The organism is Tardiphaga sp. OK245, assembly GCF_900108575.1.
GTDB classification, from domain to species: Bacteria; Pseudomonadota; Alphaproteobacteria; order Rhizobiales; family Xanthobacteraceae; genus Tardiphaga; species Tardiphaga robiniae.
Window position 1 is genome coordinate 1 of the sequence record NZ_FNWZ01000001.1, and the last position, 20,950, is coordinate 20,950.

Sequence of the window (20,950 nt, forward strand, 5' to 3'; positions counted from 1 at the left end):
ACGTTCCGCCTGCGGTGTTTTTTCGGTTGCTTGCACATCTGCCATGGCGAACGGTCCCATCACCAAAATTAATGTCCCAGGGCGGAGGGACAGGGTAGCCGCAAAGCACTTGGCCGAACGCGTTTTGACTTGGTCGTCCGTCACACTGTCCAGGGGTTTGTCTATCCGAAGATCGGCCGTCTCCTTGCCAGTGGCAGTGCTGGCGCAGATCCGTCCTGCCCGAAGACAGACGTTCCCCCATGAACCGCGTGACGCCGCATCTCCGGCGTCCACCGCATCCCACCCCGCGAACGTGACGATCGCGATCGCCCCTCTCGGTGGGGCAGGACAGAGGGGAATATAAACCTGATGGAGATATTGTCAACGGGATATAGGAATAAATGTTTGGGTGCTGTATATCGCCCCATACTGTCATTCCGGGGCGGGACCGGCGCCGCAGGCGACGGGACTGAACCTCAGCCACTCCAATTGGAGTGGCGGGGAATCCCAACGTTGGAGTCTCCGTAGAGCCAAACACTCCGGGATTCCGGGTTCGCGCTCTGCCGGCTTCGCCGGCGACGCACGCCCTCAGGCAAACCAATTGGTTTGCCGGGGAATGACGAGCTTGGATCAGGATTCCCCGCCACCCCAAGCGGAGCTGCGCGGAGTTAACGTTCGCACCGGCCATCGCCGCTACGGCACATCTTTGGCTGGCAGGACGGGCACGGGCAGCGGGGCGAATGTGATGGACTGGGAGTCGCCGCGCATGAAAGCGGGGTCCAGCAGGCCACCGCCGGACGGATCGCCGCCCGGTTCGCCGCTGGCGAACAGCGCACCGGGCGGCCCACCAGGTGGCAACTCGCCCTCGCCGGATCCGAATTGCGCGGCACGCCCGCCTTGCGGATGACCCGCGGCGATCTCAGTGCGCGCACGCTCGGCCTTGCGCGCGAGCGCGGTGGAGTAAGGCCGCCGATAGGCCCGCGGCGCCCCGCTCGGGAGATTGTCGTCGTCGAGGGCCTCGACCCACATGTGGATGGCACCGGGCTCGCCCTGGGCGATGTTGGGCTCGACGCTGCGCACCCACAACAACTGGAAGTTCGGCGGCAGCGGATCGTCCGCCGACCAGCCGAGCAGGCCCTGGGTGCGGAAGAACACCAGCACGTAAAACGCCGAAGTCACCGCCACCGCGGCGGCCTTCACCGGCCACGGCAGCCGCGTCCGCACCACCGCCAGCAACAGCAACAGGCCGAGCAGCACGTAGCCGAGCGACAGACCGATAATGCTGGCTTGCAGGCTCATCGCTTCATCCGGCCTTGCGCTCCCTGTACCGCTTGTTCAGCATCTGCACGAGCGATGTCTGGTCGTGATTGACCTCGGTAACATTGCCGGCCTTGTCCATGATGAAGCGCACCGCGGTTGTCTCGGCGCCGCCATGATCGACATTGACGGTGTCGTAGTGCACCACCTGTACTTTCGGATTCAGTTTCTCGACCTTGACCGTCACTGGCACTGGCTGTCCGGTCAACGCCGCGAAATGGTAGATGTTGACGATGTACTCGCCGGCCACGATGCCGCGCAGGCTGACGATCTCCTGCCGGATCGGCGAGAGCACCTTCTGGCCGTTGACCATGATGAAATCGTTGAGCCCGCCGCGGTCATCGCGGTCGAGCACCATGAAGCCGGTCTCGCGCCGCCGGTACCATACAATGTTGCCGAGCGGATCCTGCACGAACATGTCGATGTCGTCCGGGTGCTTGTCGGGCCAACTCACCGTGATCATGAATTCCAGCTTGGGATCGACCTTGCCTTCGTCGTCATGGGTCTTGATCGCCAGCAGCGCGATGAAGAACAGGAAGGCAATCACCTGCAGCGCCTTGAACAGCATGACGCCGAGCGGATCGAACGCCGCCGCAGGAGGCTCGAATTCGAACTCGTCGATCACCTCGCATGCTCCGCTTCACGTTCGAGCAGCGACACGGCGTGGACGTCGATGACGCCGACGGCAAAGGCGAACAGTTTGGCGGTTGCGTCCTCCAGCATGTAATACTGGATGCGGATCAGGATCGAACCGATTAGCCCCGCCAGCGTGGTATACATCGCCACCGCCATGCCCTCGCTCATCAGGTTCATGGAGGCCTTGATGGCGCCCTGATTGCCGGTGTCGAGGCCAGCGATCGGCGCCAGCATCATGATGAAGCCCACTATCGTGCCGATCAGGCCGAGTTTCATCAGCGTGTCGCCGGCAAAGCCGCCGAATCCGTTCGAGCCGCGCAAATTTCCGGCGAGACGACGCAGCAGCAGCGTCTGGTCGAGCTGCCGACCACTTTGCAGTGCGGACTTCACGGCGAGGTCGCGGATATGCGACGCCATCAGGCCTTTCGGTAACGCACCGACGCCGTCGATCGCGACACCGTCGCCAGCCACGACGATGCGTTGGCCGCCCTCCGCGAATAGTTGCGCTGCACCCCGCGCCGCGTCGGCTTCGCGCGACACTGCGATCAGGCGCCACAGGCAATGCAGCGACGCACCGAAATAGAGCAGTACGATCACTGACGATATATAGGTGCGATCGACGGCAAGCATCTGCCGCACCAGGCCATAGTGCCAGAGCAGAACCGCGGCGAACAGACAGAGCCCGGTAAAGATCAACCAGTGCAGTAGCGGCGCGCGATCCGCCGGATCGAGATGATGCCGGCTCACCACATGTCCCTCCTGCTGGTTGTTTCACCGATCACGATCGGCGGTTGGCTTCAATCTGCCGCCTGTACGACTGAGCCTCCAAGGGCATCGCACCCGCGACATACCGGGCAAATTGCCCAAACGATGCAGAACCGCTTGCCAGACCACGGCGCGTGCCGCTTTAATATCAACGTCTCACCGCGGGGAATGCGATCATGCGCCTGCTGATACATCTCGTTCTTCGTCTCGTCGCCGTGGTGCTGCTCTGTCTGGCCTGTACGATCGGATGGATTCTGGTCGATGCGCACCGCACCATCGAGGCCGACACCGCCGCCTCCGCCGACCGCGTCGCGACAACCCTGCAGAACCTGTACTGGCGCGAATTGCTGTGGCGCGACGGCACTTACCGCGATGCACTGCTGCCGCTGCCGGACTGGAAATCCATTGCGACCATGAAGGTGATCGCGCCAGGCGTATGCATTGACTTCCGGCTCGGCAGCGCGCCGCCCTTCGACCTGTGCAGCCAGACCGAAGACATCGGCAGCCCGGCGCCATCATGGTTCGTCAGTCTCTACGGCGCGCTATTCGGGCCACATGCCACGCAGACGCGGCCGCTAACCGTGCGGCAGCGCGATGCCGGCACCGTGCAAGCCCGTGTCGACCCCGCCACCGCCGTGCGTCAGGCATGGCGGCAGGTGACCGTGATGGTCAGCATCGCCGCGGCGATGGCGCTGGGCATCAGTCTGCTCGCGATCCTCCTGATCGGCCATGCGCTGATGCCGGCCCGGAGCATCGTACGCGGCCTGCGCCGCCTCGAACATGGTGACCACCGCCATCGCCTGCCCGCTTTCGGCGCCACCGAATTCAGCCATATCGCCCGCGCCGTCAACGATCTCGCCGGCCGTCTCGCGGCCACCACCGCCGAACGCGTGGCGCTGACCAAGCGACTGTTTCAAGTACAGGAAGAAGAACGCCGCGCACTGGCGCGCGATCTGCACGACGAGTTCGGCCAGTGCCTCACCGCCACCGCGGCGCTCGCCGCCGCCATCGAGACCGGCGCCACGCCGTCCCGTCCGGATCTCGCCGACGATGCTCGCGCCATCGCCCGCATTACCGGCCAGATGATGACGACACTGCGCAGCGCGCTGGCGCGGCTGCGCTCGCAGGATCTCGAGGAACTGGGATTGCAGGCCAGCCTTGCGCAACTGGTGGCGCAGTGGAATGCGAGCACAACGCGGCGCGCGGTGTTTCATCTCGACGTAACCGGCGATCTCACCGCCGTCCCCGCAGAAGCCGCCGTCAACATCTACCGCATCGCGCAGGAGTGCCTCACCAACGCCGCACGCCACGGCCGGCCGCAGCACGTTCATCTCCGCGTCAGCCATGGGGAAGAGGTCCGCGACGCCATCGCCGTCAGTGTCGAGGATGACGGCGGCGGCGACGCCGCACAGGCCCACACCGCCTCCGGTCACGGCATTCTCGGCATCCGCGAACGCATCGCAGCGCTTGGCGGCAGCCTGTCGATCGGCCCGGCGGCACACGGTATCCGCGTGGCCGCGGTGATTCCGCTGCTGCCACGACAGGCGGCGGCATGACCGCCGTCAGCATCCTGCTGGTCGACGACCATCCGGTGGTGCGCGAAGGCTATCGCCGGCTACTGGAGCGGCAGGCCGGTTTTCGCGTCAGCGCCGAGGCCGAGGATGCCGCTGCGGCCTATCGTGCCTATCAGGCAGAGCGCCCGGACGTGGTGGTCATGGATCTGTCGCTGCCCGGCCCCGGCGGGCTGGAAGCGATCCGGCATATCCGGCAATGGGATCGCACCGCGCGCCTGCTGGTATTCACCATGCATGCGAGCGCCGCGTTCGCGCTGAAAGCGTTCGAGGCGGGCGCCTGCGGCTACATCACAAAGAGCAGCGCGCCGCACGAACTGGTGCGCGCCATCGCCACCGTCGCCCGCGGCGGACGCGCATTGAGCGAAGACATCGCGCGCGAAATCGCCAGCGAGCGGCTCGGCAACGAACGGTCGCTGGTGGAAGATCTCGGGCCGCGCGAAACGGAAATCCTGCGGCTGGTGGCGTCAGGCTGGACCACGGAGCAGATCGCGACGTCGCTCAATCTGAGCACCAAGACCGTGCAGAATTATCACTACCAGATCAAATCGAAGATCGGCGCGCGCACCGACGCGCACCTGGTTTGGCTTGCCACCGCCGCCGGCCTGGTCGCGCCGGACAACGCGGCCTAGCGTGTGATGTACAGAGCGCGACGACCCACGCAGTGCTTGCGCTGATCTCGCCGCCGGCAAGCGGGGCAAGGTGCCTCCTCAGCCGTTATCGACGAGGTCTTCTTCCAGGATCGCCATCTGGAACTGGAACGAGCGATCATCGTCTTCGTCATCGACGAACAGCACGCCGATAAATTCTTCGCCGATATAGACTTCGGCGGAGTCGTCCTTCTTCGGGCGCGGCACCACGCGGAGCTTCTGGTTGCCGAACACGCGCTTGAGATAGGCGTCGAGCTTTCTGACTTCCTGAACGTCCACAGGTGTCTCCAATGCAGTTGATGTCTGTTGAGCTGATGGAGAGAAGCTTTAATGCGAGATGGCGTCCACGGCTAGGCCGTTTCTCGAAAAATCACGCCATCCCACAAGTGAACGAAAACGCGTGCAATATCAGCGCTTGCAAATCGCAAGCCCAGAAGTCTCAGCCCCTGAAAATCAGAGCCCGATCGCGTTCAGCATCTGGTTCATGGTGCGCGACGGCTCCGAACAGCCGGCTTCGCCAACGATCTTCGCCGGTACGCCCGCCACGGTGACGTTGTGCGGCACAGGCTTGACGACAACGGAGCCCGCGGCAATCCGCGCGCAATGGCCGACCTCGATATTGCCGAGAATCTTGGCGCCGGCGCCGATCAGCACGCCGTGGCGAATCTTCGGATGGCGGTCCTCGTTTTCCTTGCCGGTGCCCCCGAGCGTCACGCCGTGCAGGATCGACACGTCGTCTTCGATCACAGCGGTTTCGCCGACGACAAAGCCGGTCGCGTGATCGAGAAAGATTCCGCGGCCGATCTTGGCGGCAGGATTGATGTCGGTCTGGAAGGCGGCCGACGAGCGGCTCTGCAGATACCACGCAAAGTCCTTGCGGCCCTTTTTGTGGAGCCAATGCGCAAGACGATGCGCCTGGATGGCGTGGAAGCCCTTGAAGTACAGCAGCGGATCGATGAAGCGCGTGGTGGCGGGATCGCGGTCGAACACGGCGACGAGGTCGGCGCGGAACGCATTGCCAAGATCCGGCTCGTCGCGCAGCGCTTCGTCGAAGGTCTGGCGGATCAGGTCGCCGGACAGCGCTGCGTGATCGAGACGTTCGGCAACGCGGTGCACCACCGAATCTTCCAGACGGTTGTGATGCAGCACGGTCGAATAGATGAAGGATGCGAGTTCAGGCTCGCGATGGACGATGTCTTCCGCCTCGGAACGGATGCGATCCCAGATCGGATCCAGCGTTGCGAGTTTTGAATTCTGCGGATTGATGCTCTGCACGGCCATGGCGGACTCGCAATTTCCTGAATAGTGCATCGGTTATAGCACAAGACGCGTCGCTGTCGTGACACGGCTCCTGCCATCGTGAACGGTGGCTTACCCGGCAATCCTCCGCTAACACATTGAAAGCGCAGACATTCCCGGGACGACCCCACCCCGCCCACAAACCGGGCGTGCATCAGAAGTGGGCGCTCGTGTGATCAAAACAAGGTGCGCCCCTCGCCAATTGTCATCACGGGCGGCGGGACAGGAAATCCAGCACGCCTTCCTTGTAGACGCGATCGCCGACCGCCCGCATGTGATCGCGGTTGGGGATATCCAGCACTTCAGAGCCGGCGATGACCTTCTGCAACTCCTGCGCGGAACCGCTGATCTCGTCCGTCGTTCCCACCGCGATCAGCAGTGGCACCTTGATGGCGGCGGCTTCCTCATTCGTCATCAGCCGGCGCGAGCCGCGCAGACAGGCTGCGAGCGCGCGGCGGTCCGAACGGGTCTGATCGGCGAAAGCGCGGAAGGTGCGGCCGACGGGATCGGTGACGTCGTCGAGCGAGTCCGCCTCGAGCGCGAGGGCAACGTTCTCGCCGGGACCGCCGCCCTTGATGAGGCCGATGCCGAGACCGCCGAAGATCGCGCTGCGGATCAATTCGGGATGGCTATAGGCGATATAGGCAGTGATGCGCGCGCCCATCGAATAACCCATCATGTCGGTGCGGGAAATGCCGAGATGCGCGAGCAGCGCGCGCACGTCGGCGGCCATCGCGCCGATGCTGTATTGTTCGGAATCGTAGAGCTTGCTGGAATCGCCATGGCCGCGATTGTCGAGCGCGATGACGCGGCGATTGTGCTTCTTCAATTCCGACACCCAGGTCGGGTAGACCCAGTTGACGTTCTTGCTCGATGCAAAGCCATGCACGAGAACGATCGGATCGCCCTCGCCTTCATCGAGATAAGCAATTTCGACAGCGCCGTTGTGAAAGCTCGGCATCCAGAATTCCGTTACGATTGAGAGATGGGGTGATTGAGAGAATGAATGGTGGTGATGGGAAGCGCTCAGTTTACCCGTGGACGAGCACCGGCGCCAGTGAGTGAGCCGGCGCGGGATGGCGGAGAGCCATGTCCCTGAGTAATGCGTCCTTGCGTGAGATGTCCTGCAGCAGAGCGTCCTGCCGTACCGCAAGCTCGCGGCGCGCACGCCTCGCCTTGGAGCGCTGCAGCCACGACCAGGTGATGCGTTCCGTGGTTGCCTTGATCGACACGACAAATCCGAGCAGCGCGAACAGCGCCCAGAACACCCACATCGAGAGATTGAATGCGCCCGCCGCCAGCAGCAGCGCACCACGGCCGAACATCTTCATGATCGCGCGTGTCTGGCCGCCCTTGGCCGTCGCCAGCCGCGCTGCGCGCGTGACGTCTTTCGGGCTCTGGGCGATACGCAGCGTATCGAGCGCGCCGCGCGTGCCGGCCTTCTCGCCGACACGACCGACATCCCCGGCGAGACGCACGATGCCGCCGGCCTTCTCGGTGCGGAACGCCGCCTTCACCGCAGTGATGGTTTGCCCCGGCCGCAGGATCGACGCATCGGCCACCGCGGCGCGCAGCATCGGACCATCCACCACGCCGCGCGCCGAGCGTGCCGCCCAGGTGGTAAGCCCCTCGCCGATCCGCCCGACCTTGCGCGCATCCTTCACCAGTGTGAGGCCCGCGCGCACCGGCGCGACGCCGCCAACGCTGACATAGGTCGCTGCGGTCACGGCAAGACCGGCCGCGGCAAGGCCGAGGATCAGGTGATCGGTATCCTCACCCAACGCCATGTGCTTGCCCTCGCGCACCACGTCGCGGATATCGCCGAACACAAAGAGATCGCCGGCGACGGTACCCGACAGGCTGCCGACATCATCGGCCGTGCCGGTGACAAAGCCAGTCGCAAAGCGGCTGGCGAAATGGGAGGCGGAATTCTCGTCCGCAACCGCCTCGGTCACGCGCCTGGCGAGATCGTCCGGCAGTTGGATATTCTTCGCAGCGGCGACATCGGCAAAGCTCTTGGCGAGGTCGGCATCCCGGGCCGCGAGTGCCTCCTCGATATTGCGGGCGAGCACCGCGGGATCGTTCCGCAATGCAGAGCTGAGTTGCGCATCGGCCAGAGCGACGGGGTCATCCTGCGCGGCGAGCACGGCGCCGGCGTCGCGCGCATGCGGCAGCAACAGCAGGCCGGCGGTCGCGCAGACCGCTACCCCCGTCAAAGCTGTGTCGAGCCGGAACCACATGGCGGAAAACCCTATCCTTGCACCTCTTTAGAAATGGTGCGTCACATCGTGGACACAACTGCCCCGACGAAAGAAGGGCTATTCGGAGACACCCGAATTGTGTCGAATTTGTACGAATGAATGACCCCTGCACGGTCTAGGAATCATGGTTCCGGACCAGTATGGTGCGCCGCACTGAATGGCGCGCCGGCTCATACGCCCGCGGCTGTTGCGAGCAAAGGTAGAGAAGATGTCCGACCACGTGGTTCCGCACTTTCACAATGACGCCGGCGTTCCGATCATCGAGATCGGCTCGCAGGAATTCATGTGCGTGGGTGCCAATCCGCCGTTCGATCATCCGCATGTCTTCCTCGACCTCGGCAACGATAACGAGATCATCTGCCCGTATTGCTCGACCCTCTATCGCTTTGCCGCCGATCTAGGCGCCGGCCAGTCACGTCCGCCGGAATGCGTGGTGAAAGACAAGGTTGCCTGATTTCCGGCCGTGACGGCGCCGCGCACCATCGTCATCGCTGGTGCGGGCATCGGTGGACTGACGGCCGCGCTGGCGCTGGCCGCCCGGGGCTTTCGCGTCCTCATCTGTGAGAAGACCGGACGGCTTGAAGAAGCCGGCGCCGGACTGCAGCTCTCGCCCAATGCGACCCGCATACTGATCGGCCTTGGCCTGCAACCACGCCTTGCGCCCCATGTCACGACGCCGGCCAGTGTGAGCATCATGACCGCGCGCAGCGGCGGCGAAGTGATCCGCCTGCCACTCGGCAGCGCCCGCGATGACGCACCCTACTGGCTGGTGCATCGCGCCGATCTGCAATCGGCGTTGCTTGGTGCGGTCACCGCGCATTCCGACATCGAACTGCGCCTTGGCTGTCCCGTGGACAACCTCCGCGCCACGCCCGCCGGTATCATCGTCAACGGCGAGTCGGTGCTGGCCTTGATCGGCGCCGATGGCGCGTGGTCTTTCGTGCGACGGCAACTGTTTCCCGAAACGCAGCCGCACTTCTCCGGTCTCATCGCCTGGCGTGGGACGCTGGAAACGAGCCGGCTGAAAAGCGACTTGGTCCCCCATGGCGTCCAGCTCTGGATGGGGCCGAAGGCCCATCTCGTTGTCTATCCGGTGTCATCGGGCGAGCGGATCAACATGGTCGCGATCATGCCCGGCGCCGCGATGCAGCCGGGCGGCAGCGATGCTGGCGACGCCAGCGAGATCCGCCGACATTTTGCAGCGTCGCGCTGGCCCGCCAATGCACGCGCCATGATCGAGAGCGTCGATAACTGGCGGCGCTGGCCGCTGTTCACACTGCCGGACGGCGGCATGTGGCACGAGGGATCCGTGGCGCTGCTCGGCGATGCAGCCCATGCGATGCTGCCTTTCGCCGCGCAGGGCGCAGGCATGGCCATCGAGGATGCGGCGGTCCTGGCGCAATGCCTTGGCCCGGTCGGCGACGATGCCGCAGCGATCGCGCCCGCATTGGCGCGCTACGCCGCGCTACGCCAGCCACGCGTCACCCGCGTCCAGCGCACCGCCCGGCAATCAGGCCAGATCTATCACCTGCGCGGCCCGATGGCGCTGGCGCGTGATCTCACGATGCGCGCGCTCGGCACCGAGCGCCTGCAGGTGCGGCAGGACTGGATCTATAACTGGAAGCTTTGAGCCGGACCGTTCAGGAGCGCGCGCCGGATCGTCTCGCCGCGGCAGGCGCTGGCTTGACAGGAGCGGCCGGCGCACTCGCCACACACTTGCTCTTCTGCCAGTTCTCTTCTGCCAGCTTGGCCTGCGCCCGCGTGGAGATGTAGTCGTTGCGATAGGCGAGTTCGCTGACCACCGCGCCGCCCGTGCCGGTCTGCGCCTTGTCGATCAGCCCCTGCAATTCGGCCGTCCGCGTCGCAAGCGTCTTGCGCTCGATCTCAAGCTGCGGACAGTCATAGAGGTCATATTTCGCAGGATCGACAAAGGCGCCCGACACCATGCCATCGCCCATGCTGGCGCAGCCGCCGAGATAGCCGGCTAGGACAAACAGCGACACTATCGCAACAGCACGCGTCGGCAGGCGGGAACGGGAAGGACAAACGATCATCGGGACTTTCTAGCCGGGCAGGATTGAAGTTGCGTAAAGCAGCCGCCGGTGGCCGGATTGAGGCTAAAGTTCCCCTGAAGGCTGGTGCGGACGGCGGGAATCGAACCCGCACGACGTTGCCATCGAGGGATTTTAAGTCCTCTGAGCCAGTCACATCTAACTGATTTTACTAAGAAAAAATAATCAGAAATTTAGCACGAGCTATTATTGGTGCTAAAAACTGGCGGATTTCTCAGCCTCTTTGACCCTCTTGTGCTAAATGTCGGACAATTGCTGAAACGGCCAGCACAACCCTTGACCGAGCACCCATCTGGGCCGCATTGGCGTTAGCGTCGGATGGACGCAACTGCCGAAGCTATTGCCTGATTCCAGCGACTCTGCCGAGCTCTCCCTAATAGATCGTTTATCCCTGATACGACGAGGCATGCCTGTCCAATCCTGGGGCAAAGCAGCACTCGCCTTCGTATTGGAGGTTATCGACGGACTTCCCAATTTTGGAACTGACCTACGGTTAAGCTTATGCTACCTTTGGGTGTAGAGGGGGATAACGTCGCGAATGGGTATTCTTTCAGATCAAGGAATTACGGAAGTACGTCACTACGCTCCGTTGCACTACCTTCCCTTCATTGCTCGTTCTCAGTCCTTGATGTGCAAGCCCTCTCTTGCTGCCGCAGGGTTTGCGCCGACGCATTACCGATCGATGTCTCACGGCCAGGACGTAACCCGCGGTTTTGGTGGTTACGCTCACCTGACGCTGGATCAGGAGCCTCGCATTCTCAAAGCCAAGCTGGCGGCCGGTTTTCCTCACGTTGCTATCAGTGTGCCTGTGGCTGCCATCGACAAGGTCCAAACCAGCATTTGCCGGTTTAACGTTGCTATGACCCGCAAGCTCAAACGAAATGGGAAGCCCGGTCATACTGAGAATGATCGAAACGGGAAGTACTTTGCTGGTCACGAAATCCCGATTGGCCGATCTCCAGCAGAGAAGTCGGCCATACTGACCCACCCGTTGAACGCACGAACAATGATCGAGGTCCTGGTGCATGGCGATCTACCTCTGCCAGATAACACCAAGATCATTTGCTACTCCAACGAGGATGCCGTCGCGGCTCAAAACATTCTGGCGCAACTAAACTGCCCCTGGCAGGTGGAGGTTCAAAAACCGCCTGCGCATTATCCGCGTAGTCCAGTCCACGGTAAGTCCGTAACGGACTTCGTGACCCAGGCCTTGGCCGACCAAACATGGCGAGGAAATGGACTGGAGTTTGATCGGCTAAAATGAAACGTCTGCTGCTCCTGAGCGGTCCTATCGCTGTCGGCAAATCTGCTGTGGCGAAGCAACTTGTTCAGGAGCACAAGTTCGAGAAAATGGGTTCAGGACAGTATCTGACAGCTCTGGCTAACAAACAGGGTACTGGCACAAGCCGGGCAGACCTTCAGCTGCTAGGTGACAGGCTCGACGAACAAACGGATTATCGCTGGCTGGTTGACGAGATCGCCAAAGTGAGAATAGCAGCAACGCCGGAGCAGGAATCCTGGCTGTTTGATAGTGTTCGGAAGCGCAAGCAAGTTTTTAATTTCAAAGAAATTTATGGGCGCCTGGCACTCCACGTGCATTTCAATGCGCCCGAAGAAGTACTTGAGCAACGCTACCAAGCACGCCTTGCTAACGGCGGAGAGTATGCGGGTAACACCCCGTACAACGTTGCCAAGAGTCATCTCAACGAAATTGAATCCCGCAGCCTGATTGATGTGGCGGATGTCGTTGTAGATCTCGGCCAAAAAAGCCCGGAGAAGGCTGCCGCTGAAATTTTAAAACAATGGGATAATGGGGGGGAAAGATGCGCCAGGTAGTCCTGATTAGCGGGCATATTTGTACCGGTAAAACGGCCTTAGCGGAACAGCTTCAGGCGGAGTTCGGCTATCACGTAGTACGCACGAGCGAGCTTATTAGAGCTGAAGCCAAAGAACGCAAAAAGAAGGCCGACCGTCGCTCCTTGCAAGCGTTAGGAGATCAGCTCGACTCTGAAACCAAGCATAAGTGGTTGTTCAAGACCGTTGCAAAGGAAGCGAAAGGGTTGCCCACGGGGCTCCCCATCGTTGTGGATAATGTGCGTACATGGGACCAGCTCGAATGTTTCCGTCATCAGCATGAGTTCGATGTCGTCCATGTCCACCTCTACGTTCTTGACCGGACGGTCCTGGAAAAACGGTTCAATGTACGGCAAGCGAAGCGAGCGGGTAAAAAGACCGAGACTTACTCAGAGGCAGATCACATCAAAAATGAAAAGGACATCGGCAAGTTCAAGCTGGATGCCGATGTTAGGATCAATACGGTCCGTACAGATGCTAGAGATACTTTGGTTAGGGTGGCTGCCCGCCTGGGGCTCTACGGCCCATCAACGACCCGATGTGTGGATGTCGTCATTGGTGGAGGGTATGGCAGTGAGGGCAAAGGGCACGTCGCAGCATACCTTGCCAGAAACTATGACGTGCTCGTCCGCGTAGGAGGCCCTAATGCTGGTCATACTGTATCAAGTGAATCTGGGGTCTACACGTACCACCAACTGCCGTCAGGCGCTCGCGATACCAACGCCAAGCTCCTGCTCGGACCGGGTATGACGATCAAAGTTGATGATCTCCTCAAGGAAATTAAAGAGTGCAAGGTTACCCCGGATCGACTCTACATCGACCCGCAAGCGATGATTATCGAAGATGAGGACCTCGACACCGAGAAGATACTGAAAGATAAGATCGCGTCTACCGGACGAGGAAGCGGAGCGGCAGCAGCTCGCCGTATCAATGGGCGGAAACCCGGAGCGATCCGCCTTGCTAAAGATATCAAGGAATTAACACGCTATGTTGGCGAACAGGAGCCATATCGGGGCTCTATTGTGGCCAACCTTGAGAAAGCATACCGGGACGGGTCGTCGATCCTTCTTGAAGGCACACAAGGCAGCGGCCTTAGCCTCTATCATGGTCCTCATCCGTATGTGACTTCGCGAGACACAAACGTAGCGGGCTGCTTGGCCGAGGCAGGGATTTCGCCAGCACGGGTACGACGGATTTTAATGGTGGTCCGACCGACACCAATCAGGGTTGGTAACCCTGATAAAAAGGGCGAGACCTCGGGCCCCCTAAAACACGAAGTGACCTTTGCAGATGTAGCCAACGAGGCCGGTCTTGACCCCGTGGAGGTAACGAAACAGGAAATTACCTCGACGACCAAACGGCCACGGCGGGTTGGTTGGTTTGAGTGGGATCAGTATCGGAAGGCCTGCGTACTGAATGCGCCTACCGATATTGTTCTTACCTTTGCGGATTATATTGATGCGAAGAACCAGGATGCGCGCCGGTTTGAGCAACTCTCGCAGAACACCATCAAGTTTATCGAGGAACTCGAGAGGGTATCTCAGGCGCCAGTGTCGCTGATCAACACCCGCTTTACCCGGGATGAAGAGAGAACTGTGGACTTACGAAGCATCATTGATCGGCGGAATTGGGCAACTCAGCGTAAACACTCATAAGTTCGGAAGCGGACCGCGATGGCGCTACTCTTATCGGAGATTCTTCCCCTCACGCCTTCCGCCGCCTTTCAGATGCGTTTGCGATCTTCTTTAAGAGAAGTGTTTTTGCATGAAGTCGGCCGTCCATTGCATCATGCTCTCAACATCAGCGGAACTAAATGTGTCCCACTTCCCATGAGCGGCATCGTTCCTGATGCCAGCTAGAGCAGTGATTTTCTTCTGGGTGAGAACATTGTAAATGCTGGCCTTAGCTAAGGCTGAGTTCATGCCGTCGAGCTTTGGCTTGTCAGAGAGAGCGATTGAATGTTTCGCGCAGAGCTTTCTCAAGCCATCTTCCAGTACGGAACCCACAACCACCGCCGCGGGAGCAAAGTAGCCAGCCGCTAGCAGGGCCTTCCCTTGCTCAAGAAAGTCATCAAACAACTCGGCTGCGACTATGCTCCTGATCTCGAAGAGTGCGCCGGCTTGAACGTCTTCGTGAGCAGCCTTGAGGATCCCATATGCTTGCTGCGCATTGGGCCACTTGGGGTAATCCGCGTACTGTCTTTGCATTGCTTTGTAGTGCTCGCTACTTTCGCTAAGAACTCTAACCAGCAAGTTCAGCGAACTCGCGAACCATTGGTTGGCAAGCTGAACATCTACAAAATCGGAGGTGATATGGCCTGGCGAAGGACTGCGTCGAGTAGCGAGCACTTGGTCGCCCAGTTTCAGCATTTCTTCGAAGCGCTTCAGAATTCGTTCTTCTACCAAAGCTGAAACCCCCAATATGAATAATTTGATGCGGGCGCCCGGACTCGAACCGAGACAGGCATATGCCCTACGGATTTTCGTACTAAAACACGTGCTGGAAATCGAGTCTTTCCAACGTTTTTGTCCGACAAGGTGTGCTGATGGTCGGACAATGTTTGCCGCGTATGCAGCCGGCTTGACCAGGCACCCAGCTGGGCGGCAGGAGCGCTATCGACCAACGGAAGGACGAGCGCCCGCAATGCGAACTGATTATAAAGCGAGTCGCTTAACAGAACCTGTCTTGTTGACGGTGTACGGACTTGGACTCAGACTACCAATGCCGCTGAGGCGTATGGCATTTGGGTGCCCGCCGCCCCCGGCTTATTCTCGATACGATTAAGTTTAACCAAGTTAACAGGAGTATTCAGCGATGGATCTCGACCAACAGTTTCGAGAGTTTCTTGTTGAGGCTGAGCGAATGTTCGGCGCTCCGAATAGGTCATTTGTGCTCGACAGCATCCGCTATGTTGATTACGAATTTACACCCAACAGAATCATGTTTGCCTTGGATGATCATATTGAGATTCAACTCTCGAAATCGGCGAAAAGGGATCATGATAAAACTTTGGCGCAGCTCTCTCACGAAACAGTGCATACCCTCTGGCCCGTTAAAGTCCACGAGACGCACATCATTGAAGAAGGTGCCGCGACCTACTTCAGTATGGTCGTTCCCAAGTATATCGACGCTACTTATCTTGACCGAACCAGAGCTGGCTTAGTTGGTGAATACGCTGCCTACGCAAGGGCAGAAAACGATGTCCGAACTCTCTTGTCCATCAATCCTGACGCGATACGGGCGGCCCGGCGTGGCCGGAGCTTCTGCGAGATTACGGCTGAAGAACTTTTGGCAGTCGCACCGAGTCTCGATCCCGAGACCGCACGACGAATGATTACGGTGTTCTCCCTGTAAAGCGCAGGATCGAGGAGCTTACGCTCTGGCGTACCGAAATTTGTTTTTCACATTCTGGGCATGGTATTGGCCTTTCGAACTCGCCGCCTTCATTGCTTCGAATACTGTCTCTGGAACGTCAAAGTATTCGTAGCGTTCGCCCTTTTTGAATTCAACGGTCAGAACCTGCGTCTCTTTCGTATACGCGAAACGCGCTATGTTTGAAGAATCGGGAGTTTCGATCCAGTTCATTTGTCTGCCTTCCCCTTGTTTGGCTCAGCAATTTTAGCAGCTTTCGCCACATGTTCATAGTGAGCGCTCTGTTTCCGCCACTGCTTCATCACAATCCCATAGTCTTCCACATGTCGAGGAACAGACCAGCCACCTTCTCCCTCATAGCCATCCTCATAATCTCCGCGAACAACAACCCGCGGATCTCCGCTATCGGGGCGACGATTTTGATCTGGCGGATCTATAAGGGTTCTCATCGGCAAACTCACGGCTTCACCAACAATTATAGCTTCTCCCGTTCGGAGCACGGGCAACATATCAAATAGCCCCTTCAGATTATCTGCGGCAGCGCCTGTAACTTGGCCTCGATCAATCTCATTAGCTAAACGCATCGCGAAAATTGTGCCGCACTGTGAGAGAATAGTCGGATCAATTTCCGAAGGACGCTGGCTGACAATCATAACGCCAATGCCGTACTTCCTGCCTTCTTTAGCAATTCTCCTGACCGCACTGGCTGCAGGCCCGGCGTGCTCCTTGCCCAAATAAGTGTGAGCTTCTTCCAAAACAAAAATGAGGGGCCGCTCACGCGCGCCTTCAGGTAAATTTCTCGCCCAAAACATGGCATCGTACAGAATTCGGAGCAGAGCTCCGACCAAGTCATTTAGGACCGTTGGCGGTACACCGGACAGGTCCAAGATTGAGATTGGCTTTGGAGAGCCAACCCAATCAGCGATCATGGCGTCTAAATCCTGACCAACCTTCCCATCGATACCTGGTCGCCACTCCCCCGGATTGAATAGAAACTCGAGCTGCGGATCCCGCAACTTGGAAGCCAGAACCGCAAGCTGCTTGCGCATATTGATAGGATCGTTGCCGAGCTGCACTCTTTCTTCCGCCGGGCCTGTCGTTTTGACGTTCCTGTATTGTGGCGGAATAACAGACATGGCGTTTCCACGCTGAATTGGTTGGCCATCGGCACCAAGCACATAAGCTGGCTCGACTTCTCCAGCTGCGGCACCAGGACTTGGAATGATTGTGCGATGCTGCCTCTGGTGGAGTTCGAACCACAGCTTATGGATGCAGAATGGTACCGGTGTATCGACAGTGACCCGGTCAGACTCAACTCCCTCAGGGTGCTGAGCTGCCAACGCCTCTCGTTTAAGTGCGATCACACTGTCTGCAACGACGGCGTAATTCTCCTCGCCGAGACCTCCGAAGGCCAGTTTGACAAGTTCATCAAAACTCAAGGCCCAGAAAGGGATAAAAAGAGGCTTCTCTTCTTTTGCCTGGTCGGCAGAAATACGGAAGACGGTGGCTCGATCAGACAGTGCTTTGCCATACTCTCCATGGATATCAAGAACAACAATTCTTGCGGAAGGATAAGGCTTTGGATCAGAGAGAGCCGCTAGCAAACCAGCTACCGTAGTTGATTTTCCAGCTCCAGTTGTACCGACAACTGCGGAATGCCTTGTAACGAGCTTGTTGATATTCACTAGTGCGGGGATAGATTCGGCACTGGCTAAATGTCCAACCGATACAAAGTCGATCGGATCGCCGGGGCCATAAATCTCTCTTAGATCGTCTTCGGTTACAATATGAACAGGATCGTTGATCGTGGGATGTTGCGACACCCCGCGTTCAAACTTGCCGTCTCGACCCCTTTCGCCGACCAACTGAACCTTAAGCCACTGATTTCCCCAAGGATGAGCATCGCCATCTGCCTTGGGGGCAGCTCCTGCGCCGACCTGCGATACAATACCGAACAGTGACGTGTAGCCGAGCGGTATCCGGACAAAACTTCCCACTTGCCCGATTCTGTATGATTCACCTTTGTAAAAGCTCAGGCCAGTAGCAGTCTCGCTTGTAAGCGAAACGCTCACTGCTGTCCCCGCGACATCCTGAACCGTCCCAATTCTTGTAGGATCAGGGCGCATCGGGAATATCCTGCTCTATGTCACGAGTGGAAAGCTGGTGCGCCAGGAACTGTCCAAATGCATCAAAATCACCCAACAGCCATTTACACTGGTCTGCATCAGCCTTCGAACGGCCCGCCAGCGCACTGTTGCAAATTGCAATTGGAAAGGCAGGGTTATTCGATTTGATAGTGCTATCCCAACTTCTATTAATCGTTCCGATGACACTGCCGTCTGCGGCTAGCACTGTAAGATTCGCGTGACGCTTAGCCAATTCAATTGCCTTTGGGGCATCCGCACGATCGTTCCAGATCATAGCGATGCATGATGCGTTCGGATTTCCAGACAAGCCTTGCCCAATATAGGCGTTGATATGCTCATCTGCGAAAGAGTATCCGCACGTCAGGAGAACGCATTGATCCGACCTTAGAAATACTCTCAGTCTATCAAGCATGGCGAAGTACGGCATCTGCCGACTTTGATCGTATTTCAGGTGCGAAGGGTAGATCAGCAACTGCTCGCCCTCGATTACATCCCGGCTCCGCCGAATCTTATTCTTTGACGTCATCCACCAATTGATTGAGCCATGAAGCTTCCAAAGCCGCGCCCAACGCGCTGGCAAATCATCCACAGCCATCGATTCAAGATCAAGAAACGCGTTGTCGGAGCCAACAAAGCCATCGAAGTACGCAACGCGCTGTGCTTCCAAAGCTTGCTCAAGGAGGAGATCATAATTGGTCGTGAAGATTTCGACAGGTTTGTCCCGTGCAATCGCCTGAATCCAGCTTGCGAGAATGTGGTAGGGCGTGTCATTCGTCGCAAGACTCTTTCCGACCACGCTCTTAATTTTCAAACAGATGGCAGCGTCCACCTTTTTAAGATCGTCTGTGGAGAAACCATCTATGCCACCTGTGCCAGAGAGCGATATCAGCGTCCTAATGTGGCTTAAGACATCTTCAACAGTGGGGAGAGCTACGCCGCGAGCGACTATCCGGGACCAAATGGTTTCTGCCGCGGATTTTAGCTCTGGGTTGGCCGCCAGATCATCTTTTACAATCTTAGTAAGCCCCGCTATTTCCGGAATAAGTGGTTTCTTGCCAGACTCGTCGGCTACGGCGAGCGGGCACCCCGCACCAATGAAGAATCCAACTCGCATCTTTCCGGGCGCCAATCTCTGAAGGAGATCTGTGACCCGGCGGTGGGGGCTATGAAGCGGACCAATGACGGGCGGCGCTACAGATGGTGCCGAAGCTGCCGGAGCAGGCGCTTCCGTGGGCTTTGCCATCGCTTACTCCTTTTCTTCAGTTGTTGGTGAGTTCAGCAACTGCATGTCCAACCCGTCTATTTCTTGAAAGGTTTGACCCGCTATGCCTTGGAGGTCTCCGTACATGCCAACTGTCGACTCAATCACTCCCCGTATTTGGGCATCACGCTTCGCCCACAAGCGCGTCATTGTCTTCCTTTCACGATCCAGATCAGCCTGCATGTCTGAGAATTTTTCGACAATTGCTTCTACGCGGTGCCGGAAACGAGGCCCTGTCAAATACTCATAAACGAGCTCCATTTTCGTCTGTTGTCCTTCGCGCGACTGGCGGGCAGCTGCTAATGATATAAGTGATTGGCGGAGAGCAATTGCCACCGGGATGGCACTACGAGTTTCTGCCACCCAGACGCCATCGATTAAGTCGAAGCCAATAACGTCCTTCGGGAGGGCTTGTGAAATGAGAAGAGCGATTTCGGCCTTCGCTGTGCGTTGGTCGTCTCTCAGTTTTACAAGCCAGGCATCACTCCAGTTCTTGGTTCTCTTTGTTTCCCAGAGAATAGTTCCACATTCACCAAGAGGGCCTACAATTCGGTGCAAGACATCTCCGCCAAATTCACCTTTGGGTACGGGCTGGATGATGTCTCCCGGAAATTTAGCACGGAGAGTTGCCTCTAGCTCGAGTTCTTGAGCCTCGCCTTGAAGTTGTTGAGATCCCTGTTCGGACCTCCGTTTCAATTCCTCGATTTGGCGCTGCATTGAGGCGATTTGCTCCTCACGCTCCGCGACTTTCAACTTCAGGCCTTCTTCAGCTTCTTGTTTCGCTTTATCTCTAACCTGAATGAGAGACTCCTGAACCCGTTTCTCTACGGTCAGCTCTACCTCGCGTTTGGCATCATCCAGTTCGCGCTGTTTGCGCAACAGATCTGCCTGAGCTTTTTGGGCTTCGGCCAATTTGCTATTTCGCTCCTCTAAGAGTTGCTGGAGCTCAGTAACTTCTTTCGCTTTCTGCTCAAAATCAGTGGCGATAAGCAATTTCGCTTTTTTTGCCTCTTCAGCCGAAATGCGCTCTCGCTCACCTTTAAGCCTCGCCGAAATCTCATCGTTTATTGAGCTTTTTGCTTCCTCAATACTATGCAGTTGCTCTTGAACTGATGACTCACGCTTGGCAACCTCAAGTTCTTTCTGAGAAAGTTTTTTCTCGTAGATTGCCTTGGTCGCGTCAAGAAGCGGCGCTGCCAGCGACTCCGTAAGCTTTATCTCGGTCTTGCAGTTCGGGCATATAATCGTGGGCTCAGTCATTTGGTGGCATCCGATCGCTTCGTTCAAGTCACGGTTCACTAAGTCGTCGTATTTTACTTGCCGTCTTTGAAAAACAATGGTGTGGGAGGCCGGCCTCGAACCGGCATGGGGAATCCCCAACGGATTTTCGTGCCACTTCGGCTTTCGCCGTCGCCATCGGCGTTCGTGGTCTGGACTATCCCTTCACCGTAGCATGGCTGCTTTAGGTGCTGCCCGTCTAGTCTCTACACCTTCTCCTGCACAGGAGCTTGGCTCGGGATTGCCAGCGAAGGTTTCCCCGAATTTGAGCAGTTCTGCATCCGGCGTTTCCACCGGAGCACTCAACTTGGTCTAAGTCCGTTGCGTCTACCAATTTCGCCACACCCGCATGGGACGGCCTGGGTTTGTAAGTCACGGGGCACGTTTTGACCACGGATTTTATTCTGGTTGCAGCCATGCCTAGCGGCACTTCATTTGTACCACGTCACTTCTTCCCGCGAACACAGCGATGAGCGGCCGCCTTTTGT

21 protein-coding genes are annotated in these 20,950 nt (G+C 58.4%); 8 read left to right on the forward strand and 13 right to left on the reverse strand.

Annotated elements, in window-relative coordinates:
• Nucleotides 1-672: 672 nt before the first annotated feature.
• The 3 genes from BLW80_RS00005 to BLW80_RS00015 are packed head-to-tail and all read right to left on the reverse strand — an operon-like array spanning nucleotide 673 to nucleotide 2,679.
• Nucleotides 673-1,278 carry a hypothetical protein gene (locus tag BLW80_RS00005; protein ID WP_093756321.1) on the reverse strand — a complete coding sequence of 202 codons (606 nt, stop codon included), beginning with the start codon at nucleotides 1,276-1,278 and terminating at the stop codon, nucleotides 673-675.
• Between the two features lie 4 nt (nucleotides 1,279-1,282).
• Nucleotides 1,283-1,921 carry a hypothetical protein gene (locus BLW80_RS00010; protein WP_502688577.1) on the reverse strand — a complete coding sequence of 213 codons (639 nt, stop codon included), beginning with the start codon at nucleotides 1,919-1,921 and terminating at the stop codon, nucleotides 1,283-1,285.
• Nucleotides 1,918-2,679, reverse strand: coding sequence for a MotA/TolQ/ExbB proton channel family protein (locus tag BLW80_RS00015; RefSeq protein ID WP_244527876.1), 762 nt, complete (start codon nucleotides 2,677-2,679; stop codon nucleotides 1,918-1,920). Before BLW80_RS00015 ends, BLW80_RS00010 begins: the two co-directional genes overlap by 4 nt.
• Before the next feature lie 194 nt (nucleotides 2,680-2,873).
• Here BLW80_RS00015 and BLW80_RS00020 point away from each other — a divergent pair, with 194 nt between their 5' ends.
• Complete coding sequence (locus BLW80_RS00020) at nucleotides 2,874-4,253, forward strand: sensor histidine kinase (RefSeq protein ID WP_093756323.1); 1,380 nt, start codon at nucleotides 2,874-2,876, stop codon at nucleotides 4,251-4,253.
• Nucleotides 4,250-4,900 (forward strand): response regulator, encoded by a 651-nt coding sequence (locus BLW80_RS00025; protein WP_089264924.1) that lies wholly within the window; start codon nucleotides 4,250-4,252, stop codon nucleotides 4,898-4,900. The genes BLW80_RS00020 and BLW80_RS00025 overlap by 4 nt, the downstream gene beginning before the upstream one ends.
• A 78-nt stretch (nucleotides 4,901-4,978) precedes the next feature.
• Here the strand turns inward: BLW80_RS00025 and BLW80_RS00030 are convergent, their stop codons facing one another.
• From BLW80_RS00030 to BLW80_RS00045, 4 genes are all read right to left on the reverse strand, one after another.
• Nucleotides 4,979-5,197 carry a DUF3126 family protein gene (locus BLW80_RS00030; RefSeq protein ID WP_068736180.1) on the reverse strand — a complete coding sequence of 73 codons (219 nt, stop codon included), beginning with the start codon at nucleotides 5,195-5,197 and terminating at the stop codon, nucleotides 4,979-4,981.
• A gap of 174 nt (nucleotides 5,198-5,371) precedes the next feature.
• Complete coding sequence (cysE, locus tag BLW80_RS00035; protein WP_068736178.1) at nucleotides 5,372-6,199, reverse strand: serine O-acetyltransferase; 828 nt, start codon at nucleotides 6,197-6,199, stop codon at nucleotides 5,372-5,374.
• Between the two features lie 226 nt (nucleotides 6,200-6,425).
• Entirely contained in the window at nucleotides 6,426-7,178 is a 753-nt protein-coding gene (locus BLW80_RS00040; RefSeq protein ID WP_093756324.1) for an alpha/beta fold hydrolase, read from the reverse strand.
• A gap of 70 nt (nucleotides 7,179-7,248) precedes the next feature.
• Nucleotides 7,249-8,457 (reverse strand): hypothetical protein, encoded by a 1,209-nt coding sequence (locus BLW80_RS00045; protein ID WP_244527878.1) that lies wholly within the window; start codon nucleotides 8,455-8,457, stop codon nucleotides 7,249-7,251.
• 229 nt (nucleotides 8,458-8,686) lie between these two features.
• Between BLW80_RS00045 and BLW80_RS00050 the strand changes: the two genes are divergently transcribed.
• Nucleotides 8,687-8,932 (forward strand): zinc-finger domain-containing protein, encoded by a 246-nt coding sequence (locus tag BLW80_RS00050; protein WP_089265655.1) that lies wholly within the window; start codon nucleotides 8,687-8,689, stop codon nucleotides 8,930-8,932.
• Between the two features lie 9 nt (nucleotides 8,933-8,941).
• Nucleotides 8,942-10,108 carry an FAD-dependent monooxygenase gene (locus BLW80_RS00055; RefSeq protein WP_093756325.1) on the forward strand — a complete coding sequence of 389 codons (1,167 nt, stop codon included), beginning with the start codon at nucleotides 8,942-8,944 and terminating at the stop codon, nucleotides 10,106-10,108.
• Nucleotides 10,109-10,118: 10 nt separating this feature from the next.
• Here BLW80_RS00055 and BLW80_RS00060 read toward each other — a convergent pair whose 3' ends face one another.
• Nucleotides 10,119-10,532 (reverse strand): twin-arginine translocation pathway signal, encoded by a 414-nt coding sequence (locus BLW80_RS00060; RefSeq protein ID WP_093756326.1) that lies wholly within the window; start codon nucleotides 10,530-10,532, stop codon nucleotides 10,119-10,121.
• A gap of 556 nt (nucleotides 10,533-11,088) precedes the next feature.
• Between BLW80_RS00060 and BLW80_RS00065 the strand changes: the two genes are divergently transcribed.
• From BLW80_RS00065 to BLW80_RS00075, 3 genes are read left to right on the forward strand one after another with little or no spacing between them, the layout of a single operon-like run.
• Nucleotides 11,089-11,814, forward strand: coding sequence for a hypothetical protein (locus BLW80_RS00065; protein ID WP_139285760.1), 726 nt, complete (start codon nucleotides 11,089-11,091; stop codon nucleotides 11,812-11,814).
• Nucleotides 11,811-12,386, forward strand: a complete 576-nt coding sequence (locus BLW80_RS00070; protein ID WP_093756328.1) for an AAA family ATPase — start codon at nucleotides 11,811-11,813, stop codon at nucleotides 12,384-12,386. The genes BLW80_RS00065 and BLW80_RS00070 overlap by 4 nt, the downstream gene beginning before the upstream one ends.
• Nucleotides 12,374-14,059, forward strand: a complete 1,686-nt coding sequence (locus BLW80_RS00075; protein ID WP_093756329.1) for an adenylosuccinate synthetase — start codon at nucleotides 12,374-12,376, stop codon at nucleotides 14,057-14,059. The genes BLW80_RS00070 and BLW80_RS00075 overlap by 13 nt, the downstream gene beginning before the upstream one ends.
• A 90-nt stretch (nucleotides 14,060-14,149) precedes the next feature.
• Here the strand turns inward: BLW80_RS00075 and BLW80_RS00080 are convergent, their stop codons facing one another.
• The gene (locus BLW80_RS00080) at nucleotides 14,150-14,809 is read right to left on the reverse strand and encodes a hypothetical protein (protein ID WP_210185285.1); all 660 of its coding nucleotides are present in this window, start codon (nucleotides 14,807-14,809) and stop codon (nucleotides 14,150-14,152) included.
• A gap of 409 nt (nucleotides 14,810-15,218) precedes the next feature.
• On the opposite strand from BLW80_RS00080, the gene BLW80_RS00085 reads away from it, so the two are divergent.
• Nucleotides 15,219-15,758, forward strand: a complete 540-nt coding sequence (locus tag BLW80_RS00085) for a hypothetical protein (protein ID WP_093756330.1) — start codon at nucleotides 15,219-15,221, stop codon at nucleotides 15,756-15,758.
• A gap of 18 nt (nucleotides 15,759-15,776) precedes the next feature.
• Here the strand turns inward: BLW80_RS00085 and BLW80_RS30665 are convergent, their stop codons facing one another.
• The 4 genes from BLW80_RS30665 to BLW80_RS00105 are packed head-to-tail and all read right to left on the reverse strand — an operon-like array spanning nucleotide 15,777 to nucleotide 20,444.
• The gene (locus tag BLW80_RS30665) at nucleotides 15,777-15,989 is read right to left on the reverse strand and encodes a KTSC domain-containing protein (RefSeq protein WP_093756331.1); all 213 of its coding nucleotides are present in this window, start codon (nucleotides 15,987-15,989) and stop codon (nucleotides 15,777-15,779) included.
• Nucleotides 15,986-17,902, reverse strand: coding sequence for an ATP-binding protein (locus BLW80_RS00095; protein ID WP_093756332.1), 1,917 nt, complete (start codon nucleotides 17,900-17,902; stop codon nucleotides 15,986-15,988). Before BLW80_RS00095 ends, BLW80_RS30665 begins: the two co-directional genes overlap by 4 nt.
• Nucleotides 17,892-19,166 (reverse strand): SIR2 family NAD-dependent protein deacylase, encoded by a 1,275-nt coding sequence (locus BLW80_RS00100; RefSeq protein WP_093756333.1) that lies wholly within the window; start codon nucleotides 19,164-19,166, stop codon nucleotides 17,892-17,894. The genes BLW80_RS00095 and BLW80_RS00100 overlap by 11 nt, the downstream gene beginning before the upstream one ends.
• 3 nt (nucleotides 19,167-19,169) lie before the next feature.
• Nucleotides 19,170-20,444 (reverse strand): DUF2130 domain-containing protein, encoded by a 1,275-nt coding sequence (locus BLW80_RS00105; protein WP_093756334.1) that lies wholly within the window; start codon nucleotides 20,442-20,444, stop codon nucleotides 19,170-19,172.
• Nucleotides 20,445-20,950: the final 506 nt, after the last annotated feature.